A 13,016-nucleotide genomic window follows, 5' to 3' on the forward strand; every position below is an offset into this window, starting at 1 on the left:
TTCGGCCTCCCGGTCGGTGGTGCAGGAGCAGACGGCGCAGGAGGCACTGGCGCGCTCCGAGGTCGAGACGACTGCCGTCGGTGTCGATCAGGCGCGCGTAAGCGAGGCACGCGAGGCGCTGTTGCTCTCCTACACCCGGATCACTTCGGACTGCGACTGCCGGGTGACGAACAAGACGGCCCAGCGCGGTGATTACGTCCAGCCGGGGCAGGTTCTGTTCTCGCTCGTGCCCGATGCACCCTACGTTCTGGCGAACTACCGTGAGACGGAGCTGGCGCCGCTTCGGGTCGGGCAGCAGGCATTGGTGCGCGTGGATGCGCTTGGAGGTCGCATTTTGCATGCTCACGTCGACAGCTTTCAGGACGGCACGGGTTCGCGCTTCGCACTCCTGCCCCCGCAGAATGCGACCGGTAATTTCATCAAGGTGGTGCAGCGCGTGCCGGTGAAGATCGTGTTTGACGAGTTGCCCCGATCGGGCGCGCTCCTCGCACCGGGTATGTCGGTGGAAACGGAGGTCTTCTTTGCCGGGCAAGCGCACTGGCTGGGGCTGTTCGAATGAGCGCCCGCCGGCTCCGGCCGCGCGACGCGCGTGGCCTCCTGCTCCTGCTGCCGAGCCTCGTGACCGCCTGCACCGTCGGGCCGGATTATCACGCAGCCCATCCTGTGTTGCCGGACCGTTTCACGGACGCCAGGCCGGGCGAACTGCCCGACGAGGGAATGCGGTGGTGGACGGCTTTCGGAGACCAGACGCTCGACGACCTTGTCAGGACGGCGCTGGCCGACGCACCCACCATCGCCCAGGCCAATGCGCGCGTGGCGCAGGCGCGGGCACTGGCGGGCGCCACCGGCGCGGAGCTCCTGCCGCAGGTCGATGCGGATGGTGCCTACACGCGCAATCTCGGTAGCCAGAACGTGCCGACGGGCGTGCGCCCGGGTGGGCTTGGACGCGGCGTGCACAGCAATATCTTCCAGGCTGGGTTCGATGCATCATGGGAGATCGACGTCTTCGGTGGCGTTCGGCGTCAGATCGAGGAGGCGCAAGGCCATTATCAGGCGGCGATCGAGAACCGGCGCGATGCCACCCTGACGCTGATCGCCGAGATCGCCCGTGCCTACTTGGACCTGCGCGGCGCGCAAGAAGTCCTCATGATCGCGCAATCCAATGCCGACGCCCAAGCCGATACCGCCCACCTTGCCGCCGTGCGCCTGTCGGCAGGGCTCTCGCCGGTTCTCGATCCGCTGCGCGCGGACGCGCAGACCGCCGACGTCCGGGCCGACATTCCTGTCGCTCTCGCCGAAATCAGGGGGGATGTCGCGCGTATAGCCGCTCTGACCGGCCATCCGCCCGAGACGTTGATCGATCGTCTGGAGGTTGCAGGCTCGCTGCCGCAGGCCATGCGGGATCCGCCACCCGGCCTGCCGTCGGATCTGCTCCGGCGGCGTCCCGACATCAGGGCGGCGGAACGAAGGATGCAGGAAGCCAATGCGCGGGTCGGCGTCGCTACGTCCGACTATTACCCGCATTTCTACCTGACGGGCGTCTCCGGATTACAGAGCCTGAACGCCGATCGCTTTTTCACCGGCGGCAGTCTGTATTATCAGGCCGGTCCGACCGTGCGCTGGCTGATCTTCGATGCCGGGCGGACGCGTTTCCGCATCGCGGGCGAACGGGCACGCACGGACGAGGCCTATGCCGCCTACCGACAAGTGGTCCTGAACGCCTTGCGAGATGTCGAAACGGCCATGTCGGCCTACGCCCGCGCCCAGGATCGTAGCAACATGCTGGAGACCGAAACGCGCTCGGAACAGCATGCTCTTGACGTGGCGCAGCGTCTTTATCGGGTCGGCGCCACTGACTATCTCACAGTCTTGGACGCACAGCGGACGCTGTATCGCGCCCAAACCCTCAAGGCGCAGAGCGATCGTGACCGCGCGGTCGATCTTGTCGCCTTTTACAAGGCGCTTGGAGGCGGGTGGCAGGATGTCCCTGCGATAGGCGAGCCCACTTTCGCGAGGAGCCGCTGATGTCCGTCCTTACCCTGTTTGACCGCCTGGCCCTGACCGCCTTCTTCTGGGGCACGGCGGTACAGAGTCTCCTCGATCTTGATGCGGCCACGCAGGAGATGCGTAGCTTTGGTTTGCCGTTGCCCTCGATCACGATCTGGGCCGTCATCGCACTAAAGCTGACCGGGACGGTCGCCATCTTGATCGATCCATCCGGCTGGGGACGCATCGGCGCGGCAGCGCTCGGGCTGTTCACCATCGCTACCATTCCGATCGCCTACCCTTTCTGGTCGCTTGGCGGCCCCGCTCATGGAAAGGCCGTTCAGGCGGCTCTCGAACATCTCAGCGTCATCGGAGGCCTCGTGATCGCAAGCCTCTAACGAACAACGATTGCGAACGAAAAGCCTCGCGCGAGGATCCGGTTTTAAAAATTGAGCCGCTCCCGGATTGACGGAGACTTTTGCATGTCCGCTATGCGAAAGCGTGCAGCTGCGCTCTGGCGTCCGAGAAGTAGGCGGAAGCCGCCTGTCCGCTCTATTTCCGCTAAGCCGACAGGGGATTTGTGGTGTTAGGACGCATGTAGGCTCTGCGCGCATAAAGGCAGCCGATCGGACTTTCGTACTTCCTCACATTACATGCCTCCAAATTTCTGCCACGACTATGGAGATGAAGACTGGTTCTAAAAAATTCAAAGATGCCAGTTCATTGTCATGCCGATAAGGCGGGGCGGCAACAAGTAAATCTGGTCCAGCGTCGGGGCACCGTTGATGTAGCCCATCGTCACGCCATGCGAGTTATTGAGATTGTTGACGTAGAGACTGACGGACGAGGTGCCAATTCGCGTCTTGAACGTTCCCGTGGCCCGGACATCGACCGTGTTATAATCCCCAATCCGGAAGGAATTGCCGAGCAAACCGGGCGCACTGCCCTGATAGTGATGCACGACTGAGAACAGCGGATGCAAAGGCAGGGTATCGCTCTGATAGCTGAGGATTTCGCTGAACTGCCATTTCGGGCTTGAGGCGAGTTGAGATCCTTTAGCGATGACGGTGCCGAATGCCTCGGTGATGGTATGGTTCGTATGCGCGTCATCATATGTCGCGTTCACATTCAGCGACAAGCCGGGCAGCGGCGTGAACCATGTGCCGGTGAATTCAAAACCTCTGCTGGTTGAGCTGCCGACGTTCGCGCCGTACGTAATACCGTCCGGACGCGAAAGGCGCGTCTGCATATCGCTCCAGTCAATCCAGTAGAGTGTGGGCTCGAGAACCAGATGGTTATGGAAAAGATTGAAGCGCGCACCCGTCTCGTAGTTGATCAGGCTGTCCGACTTGGTGCCTGCAGGTGTCGGATATTTCGGGTTGATCGGATTGGTGTTGGGCGCGCCGAACCGGTAGCCTTCGGACAGGAGAAAATATGCCATAACCTGCCGGTTCGGCTCGTATTTGATTGAGAATTTTGGCAGCGCGCTCGTCTGTGAGACGGTGGAAGCACCCCGATGATACAGTGTGCCATAATCGAGATAGGCGCCGTAGCCGCCGAGCTCGCTTGAGGAATTCTGTGACATGTTGAACACGCGCGCGCCGCCGGTCACAGTGAAGTCGTGCAAGAAGCGATAAGACATTTCGCCGAAGATTGACTTCTCAGTGCCGTCATACTTCGCGACATCCGGATTTTCCCAGTCGTCGCCCTGAGATACAAGCTGACTCGCAAGTCCTGGTCCGTAAATTCCGGCAAGTGCAGGCTCGATTCCAGGTGTCAGCACAGGCGCGCTGATCCGTTTCCACGTCTCGTAGAATGCAGCGCCGAGCAGCCAGGTGAAATTGCTATGTTGATGGGAAGCCAGCCGCACCTCGTAATACATTGACTTGCTGTCGCCGTCCTGTGGCGCGTAGGTCGGTGAATTTAGGCCAGGTACGACCTGTCCGAAAAAGGGTGTGTCATCCCAGTAGCTGCTCTGCCCCTTGCGGAGGAATGCGCCCATGGCGGACAATGTCGCGAATGGCAGTTCCTGATCGAGCCGAAGTTCATGCATCTGGGTCTGGGTATAGACGCGCTCCGTAATGCCGCGCTGTTTGGTGTAATCGCCCAGAGCCTGGGGTTCGGAATAGGGGTCGTCCGACACCTGGACGCTTTGTCCGAGATAGGTATAGGCGATCTTGGTGCCGTCCACTGGCGTGAAGACGACGCTCGCGCGGGCGTTGCGCGTATAGGTCGTGTTCGTGTTGCGCCCGACACCGAGATTGGTGATGTATCCGGGATCCTGACGATAATCGAGCACGCCGCGAATGGCGAGTTTACCCTTGATAAGCGGGATGTTGATCATCCCTTTTTCGCCATAGCCGACTTCGTGACCCGGCATGCCGTCGATGGTCGACTGCGCGGCCGCGTCCCATTTCGACGCATCGGCCTGATTGGGAATGTAGTCGATGGCGCCGCCCAGTGTCGCCGATCCGAACAGTGTGCTCTGTGGCCCGCGCAGCGCCTCGACACGGGCCACGTCGAACGTGTCGATATTGGGAATGTCGATCGCGAATCCCGGCTCGGTCAGAGGAATGTCGTTCAGGAAATACCCCGTCGTGCCCTGCCCCTGATCGAGACCAGCCGTCGTGGAAATGCCACGAAACGTGATGGTCGAGATGCCGGGGACGGTCGGCGTGAACGTCGCCCCCGGAATGAGCTTGATGTAGTCCTCATAGGATTGTGCTCCGAGCTGTTCGAGCTTTTTCCCTGTGAGCACAGTCACGGAGTTGGCGACGTCATGTGTGGTCGTGCGCCGACGCGTGGCGGAAACCGTGATAGCCTCTCCCGGGGCGGCATCAACAGTGTGATCCGGGGTTCCCGAACCGGTATGAACACCGGGAACGGCCTGCGTCGCCGGGCGCGTGCCGGGATGCGTCGCCGGACGTGTCGTCGAACGGGCAGCCCGAGCATGCCGCAACGCGACTGGCGTCTGTGCCAGCGCGGAAGATGCCATCATGGTAGCAACACCCGCTGTGAGAAGGCGGCGCGTTGCGGCCCGGACCCTGCAAGACATTGGGCGATCCTTCCTAAAAAAATCAGCGTCAGATAATGGTAGAGGCGGTGCGCACGGCTCTGTTCGCAGCATAGGCACTGGGGGCTGCACCAAAGATGCGTCGAAAGACGGCGCTGAAGGCGCTGGGGCTGTCGTAACCGACACTGTAGGCGACCTCGGTAACGGAAATTCCTTGTTCGAGCATGGCGATGGCCTCCACCATCCGCGCCTGCTGCCGCCAGGCGGCAAGCCCCATGCCGGTCTGCTGCCGGAACAGTCGCGTGAAGGTGCGTCGTCCCATCGCTGCCTCCCGTGACCAGTGATCGAGATCGCATGTATCGGACGGATCGGACAGGATCGTCCGGCACACCCGGGCCAGTCTCGGATCGGACGGCATGGTGACCTGCAGATTGAGATCAGGCATCCGGTCCAGTTCGTCCAGCAGAAGCGCGGTCAAACGTCCCTCACGGCTGTCCGGGGCATAAGGCAGGCGGAAATGCAGGATCTCGCCGATCAGCGCGCGAACCAGCGGTGTCGTGTCGAACACGCGGCAGTGGTTGCCCCAGGCCCGAAGCGACTTGTCGATATAGAGCGTGTTGAACACCACGGCGCCTCGGGTGGTCACCTGATGGTGGGTCGAGGCTGGGATCCACATTGCGCGAAACGGCGGCAGGATGAAGCTCGTCTCCGCTGTCATCACGGTCATCATGCCCGACAGCGTGAGGGCGAGCTGACATTGTTCATGGGCATGCAACGGATCGTTGAAACCGGACGGGTAACGATCTTCGAGTCCCACGACCGGCTGGACGCTGAATGGCAGATCGGCACTTCGTTTGAATATCACGACTTTCGCCTCCTCCGTCATGATCCTGCCGCCCCAAAACGTTACGTTCCGAGTTTGAAACGTAATCAATGTTTCGACCCCGCGTCTTTTCCATAAGGGCCAACAGCCATCTTGAAAGGGCCATTGAGGCCATGCATGTCCCTGCACGGATGGACAAGTCACAATCGCAATGAAAATCTCGGCACGAGTAAATCGACCTAGGGATTCTCCTGATGCTGCACCGACCGTCGCACGTATGCCGGCGTCTCATCCCCGCCGGCCGGGTATTTGCGCTGGCAGGCATGCTGATCGGCGGCGATGCCATCGGACATCCTGCGATATCGCCAAATCCGATCACCCCCTATGCAATCACTCACCTGCGGCACCCGGCGGACGTCGTCCTGTCTCCTGATGGAACGCAGGTTGTGTTCGAACTGGATGACGCAGCCCCTCCAGATAAGCCGCCTAAGAGTCGACTTTGGATAAGCGCAACTACATCCTCCGGCCGTATGGTTGCCCTTCCCGGCAGTCTTTCAGGCGATCACGCGCCAGAATGGTCCCCAAACGGAAGGACGCTCGCCTGGATTGGCACCCATGGTGGGCCGACCGCACGTTTGTGGCTCACAGGCTCTCCGGGAGCGAAGAGGCCTGCGAGAGTGCGCTCGCTCGCCACGCCGCCCGGCAACATCAATTCATTCCGTTGGGCACCTGATGGAAAAACGCTCCTGGTCCTGGTAACGCGTGAAGATCACCCCGCTGCTTCCGGTGCTCGTGCGACATCCGGGCAGAAGGGCGCCAGGCTGTTTCTCGTCCCGCTTGATGGTCGCCGAGCGCATGCGCTTACCATCGCGGACCCTGCGGTATTCGATGCCGCCTGGGCGCCGGACAGCCGAAGCATCCTTGTACGCAGCAGCGACGATCCCAGCCTGGATGCGTTCTGGTATCGCTCGCACATGACGGTCGTAGATCTCGATGGGCATGAACTGGCGCGTCTTCCCGGCCATGCGACCGCCGTTCACCCAGGCTTCTCGCCGGACGGACGCCATATCGTCTATGGCGTGTTCGCCGCTGACGGAATTTCAGGCGAGATCCGCCGTTATGACTGCGACGATCACACCGCCCATCCGATCGGCGCCGACTGGAGCGGGTCCCTGCGCGCGCTGCACTGGGATGCGGACGGCAGGGGGCTGACAGCGATCGGCATCGAGGATATGACACCCACGCTCGCCCATGTTGATGCAGGGACCGGCCACGTGACGCCGACGACGCCTTTGGGCGGCGAACCTTACGATTTTTCGATGACGAAGGATGGGACGGTCGCCGTCATCGCGAGCCGGCCGGATGATCCGGACAACATCTGGGTGGTGCGTCACGGACAGGCCACACGCGTCACCGATCTTGATCCTCAGGTTCACGCCTGGCCGCTCGGTACGCAGCGTATCGTCCATTGGCGGGCCAAGGACGGCACCGCGCTGTCCGGTCTGATCGTTTTGCCGCCGGGCGCGACGCGGAACGTGCCGTTGCTGGTGCAGATCCACGGCGGCCCGTATGATGCCTGGCCGAACGGATGGCTGGGATCGTGGCACGACTGGGCGCGGATGCTCGCGGCGAACGGTATTGCGACGTTCATGCCGAACCCGCGCGGATCGGACGGGCGCGGCCCGGAATTCGCCCGTGCGACCGTGCACGACTGGGGCGGGGTCGATGCGCAGGATATCCTCGATGGCATCGATGCGCTGGAGCGCGATGGCACGGCTGCTGCCGGACGTATCGCGATCGGCGGCTGGAGCTATGGCGGGTTCATGGCGGCCTGGCTTGCCGGACATAGCGACCGCTTTCGCACGGCAATCGACGGCGCGGGGCCGACCCAGCTTTCGGCCATGGCGCTGAGTACAGACGTCACGACCGGATTCCTCCCGCCGTATTTCGGCGATCCGATCCGCGAGCACGCGCTTTACGACGCCCATTCGCCGTTATTCGCCGTCGATGCGATCACGATTCCGATGCTGCTGATGCACGGCGCGGCAGATGCGCGCGTACCGCCGGAGCAGAGCCGGATGCTGTTCAATGCGCTCCGGGCGCGCGGGCGTCGCGTGGAACGCGTGACCTACGCCGGGGCACCGCACTGGTTTGGGGGATCGGTGTCTTCTGCAACTGAAACCGACGTGCAGGCCCGGGTACTGGCATGGTTGCGTGGGACTTTGGTGCAATGAGCCTGCCTGTTGGATCCGGCGTGCATGCCAGCGGCAACGCTCTCCACCGCACGTTAGGCGCACGCGATCTGGTGCTGCTCGGTATTGGATGCGTCGTTGGCGCCGGGATTTATATCCTGCCCGGCGTGGCGGCGGCCGACTATGCCGGGCCCGCCGTGACAATCGCGTTCCTGCTGGCAGGCGCGGGGTGTCTGCTGACCGGGTTGTGCTATGCGGAACTCGCCGCCGCCATGCCGGAAGCCGGGGCGGCCTATCTTTATGCCGCACGCGCATTCGGGCCCCGTCCGGCCCTCTGGGTCGGCTGGATGCTGATGCTGGAATACTGGCTCGCGGGTGCCACGGTCGCAACCGGTTTCATCGCCTATCTGCAAAGCCTGCTGCGCGACATGGGTATGTCCATGCCGCAATCCCTCGTGACGGCGACCATAGCGCCCGCGCACGGCGCGGCATCGTCGACCGGCCCACGTGCGGATATCGCGGCCATGCTTGCTCTGGGGCTTGCAGGGTTTGCCCTGATGTTCGGCGCACGCGTGACCGCTCACGCCAATACGGCACTGGTCGCCGTCAAGATCGGCGTACTCGCGATGTTTCTCGTCGTGGGCTTCAGCCACGTTCATCCAAGGTTGTGGCATCCGTTTCTGCCGCCGTCGGACGGCCCGTTCCACTATGGGCCAAGCGGCCTCGTCCGGGCGACGAGCATCGTGTTCTTCGCCTATCTCGGGTTCGATGCCGTCGCCAACGGGGCGGCCGAAGCACGCCGCCCCGGCCGGGACGTGCCATTCGGCCTGATCATGACATTACTTGTCAGCACGGCGCTCTATATCGCCGTGGCACTCGTGGTGACCGGCATCGTGCCCTACCGGCAGCTCGACGTGCCGGACCCGGTCGCACGGGTCATGAGTGCGATCGGATATTCCGGCCTCTCATCGCTTATCAAGGTCGGTGCGTTGGCCGGGCTGGGATCGGTGATGCTGGTGAACACCTATGGACACTCCCGTATCTGCCTGTCCATGGCGCGTGCGGGCGTTCTGCCGGGCTGGATGGCGCGGGTTGATACGACCTCCGGCGCGCCACGCGCTGGAATCGCGGCAACCGCGTTTGCCGCGGGCGTTGTTGCAGCCCTGTTCCCGATCTCGATCCTAGCGGATGTGGTCAGCCTCGGCACCATGGCGGCCTTCGCCGGTGTTGCGCTGAGTGCCATGCGGCTGCGTGTCAGCGAACCCGACCTGCCGCGACGCTTTCGCATACCGTTGGGTGGCGTCGCGCGCTGGGGGCTCTGGTTCGGGATCGTCCCGGTCGCGGCCTTCGCCGTCTGCTGCACGATGATCGGGGTCGTCGTGACCGACCTCACGCTTCAGGCGGCGACCGGTCATCCGGCTCCGTTGATTTTCCTGGGCGCTTACATCGTCGCCGGCGCCATTCTGATCGAACGGATGATGCGCAGCGGGCGCAGGCTTACGCCATGACCGGCAGGTCGTCCGCGAACCGGCGCATGGCCTCAGCCATTCGCCGCTGCTGCAGCGAGCCCGCGCTCAGCGCTCTCTCGACCCGGGCGCGGTCGTCAGGACCGTTCTGCTGGGCAAGCCGCAACTGCCCTTCAAGCCGGTGCAGCGGAATTTCAAATCCGACGATGTGAGGCAGCAGTTTCGCCATGTAGTCTTCCACGCCATCGGCCGACCATGGCGAGCCCTCTGCCAGCGCCAAAACGCTCGCGCGCACCACGCTATCGCGCAGTCCGGCGACATCGGTCACCATCGTCGCCCGTCCGCGTGCCTGCACTGCCACATACAGCCAGGTCGGCACGCGCGGCGCGGTCCCGTACCAGTCGGGCGAAACCCCGCTGTCAGGCCCGAGAAACGACACGACCGCCTCGTCAGCCTGCGCCAGGGCCGCGCAGTGAGGATTACGGCGATCGAAGTGTCCGATGAGGGTTCCGAGCGGACCTCGTGTGCGATCAAGCACGATAGGAACATGGCTGACCACAATCGCGCCTTTTGCGTCGCAGCAGGCGACGGAGCCAAGGCGGATGGCTTCGATCAACGGCCACAGCCGGTGCGGATCATCACAACGATAAGGATCGGGTGCGAACATGACGTGCACTCTTGCATGACGCGGCCAGACGTGAAGCTGCGCGCGGGTCGGATTCATGCGGGCACGGGCCAGGTGCGACGTCATACTGACATGCCGGCATCATCGCTGTGGGCGCGAGGGCGTGTTCAGTCGCACAAGCGAAGTCCTGCCGTGTCTGGCCCAGCCGCGCGGATATTTGTCCTGCGTGGAAGCGACGTGCGGGGTCTCTATGCTACCCTTGACCTATGACCGACCAGTTTTTTGTCCGATGACGCGTGCGTCCCTCGATCCAGGCGTCCGCGCCTTTCTCGACCGGATGGCGGAGGCGACACGCGGCTTGGCCGCCTTCGAGACGTTGACGCCGTCTGCCGCCCGCGCTCAGGCTGAGGCAGTCCGCCGATGCCTCCATACCGCGCCGCCACGCGACATGGCGCGGATCGAGGAAATCGTCCTGGAGGATATCGCGCCGGCATTGCGGCTGCGGATCTACACCCCTCCCGGTGATGCACGTGGCGTGCTCGCATATTTTCATGGCGGTGGTTGGACGATGTTCAGCCTCGATACACACGACCGCCTCATGCGCGCCTACGCCACAGGGGCAGGTATGGTCGTGGTCGGATTCGACTATGTACTGACGCCCGAATACGTTTTTCCAACCGCCCTGCATCAGGTCATTGATGGCATCCTGGCGTTGCGTGATGCAGAACGGTTTCCAGCTCTGGCGCGACTCCCGCTTTTCGCGGGCGGAGATTCGGCTGGCGCCAATCTCGTCGTCGCGGCGGCCCTGTCTCTGCGCGATGCAGGAAAAAATATTCTCACGGGATTGATGCTGACGTACGGCGTTTTCGATAGCGAGACCGATCGGCCGTCGTATTCCCTGTATGACGGACCGGATTACATGCTGACAGCAAACGAGATGGAGCTGTTCTGGTCACGCTACATTCATGACCCCGGCATGCGATCGTCCCCGCTGGCATCGCCCTTGCACGCATCCCTTGCCGGATTGCCCCGCGTGAGCATGACGATTGCCGAGTGCGACGTGTTAAGAGATGAAAACCTTACATTCGCGCAGAAGCTTAGAAACGCGAACGTCAACGTCGACGCAAAAGTTTATCCGGGAACAACCCACTCGTTTATTGAAGCATTCGAAATGGCGGCGGTCGCAAAGAATGCAGTCGACGATCAGTGCAAGTGGTTAAAAACTTGGGGGCCATAAGCGTGTTCGTTGTGATCATCGCAGACGTAACAGCATTATTTCGTGCGCACCGATAAGTTTGTGCTTTTGTCGAAACAACGGGCGGTTGTAAGGCTGCAATAGCGCGAAAGCAGCCTATTTCCTGAGTTTCGCAACGCCGAGTTCGTGCCACATCCAAGTGAAATCATAGGCGGCCATGCCGCGCTGTCCGGCCCCGACCCTTGCGGCGTTGTTCTCCAGAGATTTGAGCCATGCGACAAGATTTTCCCGGCCAGCCGCCGTGCGCGCCGCCTGGCGCGGCGTGAGATTTCCGAGGGCCGGCACGATCTCGCCCAGCACCTGCCGGTAATGACGCTCCATCACCTCGCCGATGAGCCGGGCCTCGTCTTCCGGCGAAAGGCCCAACACTTCCCGATCATTTTCCAGATCGGTCCGTGACTCCCGCTCGGCCAGCGTCTGGCCGGGCGTCATGATCTGCGTCAGTGGCGTCCCGATCAGACCGCCCAGCACCCCGGCCAGCATCGCCTGTGCACGCGCCGCCCGCTCCTGGGAGTTGACGCCGACAAGGAGCTGCCGCCCTTTCAGTTCCAGCGTGCCCAGCACCGTCGCGCCGTCATCCATCTCGCTGGTCAGGGAAAGCCCTTCCTTCGCCCGTCCCTGCGGTCGGAACGCCTTCTTTGACCCCTGATGGTTTTCCAGCCAGTTCCAGAACGTCCGGCTCTCCGGCCGCAAACCCGGGACAGCATCCAGCACTGCTGCAACGGCCTTCTGCGTCACCCCTTTCGCAAGCGGGTAGCGAAGTTCATGGAACAGAAGCTCGTCACCGTCACTGTTGAAGAGGAGCTGAGACGTCCCTTCCATCTGCCGGGCCATATCCTCCATGGTCCGGAACAACCAGGTCAGCGTGAAGGCCGGCGCAAGTTCACGCAGCGTCTCCGTATCCAGTTTCGGGAACGCCGCCTTGCCGCGGCGCTTGCGCAAGGCGTTGTAAAAAGACGCTGACAGATCCTCACAGGCGGCCGGGAAATAGGGCAACAACCCGCCCGCCAGGATCATTTTTCCATCCGCTGGCACGAGACGGGCGGCGATCCGGTCCCACGGCTTCAGCGTCCGGGTCGCCGTGCTTTCCTGCACGAGAACCGGCTCGCCACCCCGCAGCAGGTCGCGCGCCATCAGGCTCTTGCCGGGTTTGATGTCCGAGACTTCATACAGGCTCATGACCGAGGTTTTCAGTGCGCGCATATAGGCGCTGTTCCGCGGCCCCTCTTTCCAGCCTCGCCGCTTCAGATAGACGTCGACGAAATTCCGGCCGTTATCCCAGTCCTGCCCGAGAAAATCCTCGAAGGCGCAGCCCCACAGCGTCATGGCGACGTCAGGGCCGATCATCTCCGCCAGATCCTCGAACGTGATGTCGCCTGCTTCCAGCGCCGGACCGATGTGATCGCCAAGCACTTCGGCGAAGCAGTCCTGCCAATTCTCCTGATCGAGGTAGCGAATCAGTCCCGAGAGTTCATGTGAGGCCATGGTTCATCCTGTCAGCGGTTCCGAATCCTACCGCGCGACGGCGACCGACATGAAGCAATTTTGGCATGATCGGTTCGACGTGACGTAGACTGTCTGCCTCCCGGAAACACACTGGGACGAGCGCATCCTACGCTGGCCTTTGCTTCCGTTTGTTTCCTATGTGTTTCCTGC

At 62.5% G+C, this 13,016-nt stretch carries 10 protein-coding genes; 6 read left to right on the plus strand and 4 right to left on the minus strand.

Annotated elements, in window-relative coordinates:
• The 3 genes from B8446_RS10480 to B8446_RS10490 all read left to right on the plus strand — a co-directional run.
• On the plus strand, positions 1-559 hold a 559-nt coding region (locus B8446_RS10480), incomplete at its 5' end, for an HlyD family secretion protein (protein ID WP_048849385.1).
• Complete coding sequence (locus B8446_RS10485) at positions 556-2,025, plus strand: efflux transporter outer membrane subunit (RefSeq protein ID WP_048849386.1); 1,470 nt, start codon at positions 556-558, stop codon at positions 2,023-2,025. The genes B8446_RS10480 and B8446_RS10485, both read left to right, overlap by 4 nt.
• Positions 2,025-2,384, plus strand: coding sequence for a DoxX family protein (locus B8446_RS10490; protein WP_048849387.1), 360 nt, complete (start codon positions 2,025-2,027; stop codon positions 2,382-2,384). Before B8446_RS10485 ends, B8446_RS10490 begins: the two co-directional genes overlap by 1 nt.
• Positions 2,385-2,692: 308 nt before the next feature.
• Here the strand turns inward: B8446_RS10490 and B8446_RS10495 are convergent, their stop codons facing one another.
• Both B8446_RS10495 and B8446_RS10500 read right to left on the minus strand, forming a co-directional pair.
• Positions 2,693-4,984, minus strand: coding sequence for a TonB-dependent receptor (locus B8446_RS10495; RefSeq protein ID WP_048849388.1), 2,292 nt, complete (start codon positions 4,982-4,984; stop codon positions 2,693-2,695).
• Positions 4,985-5,069: 85 nt separating this feature from the next.
• The gene (locus tag B8446_RS10500) at positions 5,070-5,864 is read right to left on the minus strand and encodes an AraC family transcriptional regulator (protein ID WP_158507566.1); all 795 of its coding nucleotides are present in this window, start codon (positions 5,862-5,864) and stop codon (positions 5,070-5,072) included.
• Positions 5,865-6,499: 635 nt separating this feature from the next.
• On the opposite strand from B8446_RS10500, the gene B8446_RS10505 reads away from it, so the two are divergent.
• Both B8446_RS10505 and B8446_RS10510 read left to right on the plus strand, forming a co-directional pair.
• Positions 6,500-8,056, plus strand: a complete 1,557-nt coding sequence (locus B8446_RS10505) for a S9 family peptidase (RefSeq protein ID WP_048849391.1) — start codon at positions 6,500-6,502, stop codon at positions 8,054-8,056.
• On the plus strand, positions 8,053-9,522 hold the full coding sequence (locus tag B8446_RS10510; RefSeq protein WP_158507568.1) for an APC family permease: 1,470 nt from the start codon (positions 8,053-8,055) through the stop codon (positions 9,520-9,522). The genes B8446_RS10505 and B8446_RS10510 overlap by 4 nt, the downstream gene beginning before the upstream one ends.
• Here the strand turns inward: B8446_RS10510 and B8446_RS10515 are convergent.
• Positions 9,512-10,231: an FMN-binding negative transcriptional regulator gene (locus B8446_RS10515; RefSeq protein WP_048849395.1), complete on the minus strand. Its 720-nt coding sequence runs from the start codon at positions 10,229-10,231 to the stop codon at positions 9,512-9,514. The genes B8446_RS10510 and B8446_RS10515 overlap by 11 nt on opposite strands.
• 322 nt (positions 10,232-10,553) lie before the next feature.
• Between B8446_RS10515 and B8446_RS10520 the strand changes: the two genes are divergently transcribed.
• Positions 10,554-11,342 carry an alpha/beta hydrolase gene (locus B8446_RS10520; RefSeq protein ID WP_158507570.1) on the plus strand — a complete coding sequence of 263 codons (789 nt, stop codon included), beginning with the start codon at positions 10,554-10,556 and terminating at the stop codon, positions 11,340-11,342.
• 114 nt (positions 11,343-11,456) lie between these two features.
• Here B8446_RS10520 and B8446_RS10525 read toward each other — a convergent pair whose 3' ends face one another.
• Positions 11,457-12,845, minus strand: coding sequence for a hypothetical protein (locus B8446_RS10525; protein WP_048849398.1), 1,389 nt, complete (start codon positions 12,843-12,845; stop codon positions 11,457-11,459).
• Positions 12,846-13,016: the final 171 nt, after the last annotated feature.

Origin of the sequence: Tanticharoenia sakaeratensis NBRC 103193, from assembly GCF_000963885.1 — a bacterium.
GTDB classification, from domain to species: domain Bacteria; phylum Pseudomonadota; class Alphaproteobacteria; order Acetobacterales; family Acetobacteraceae; genus Tanticharoenia; species Tanticharoenia sakaeratensis.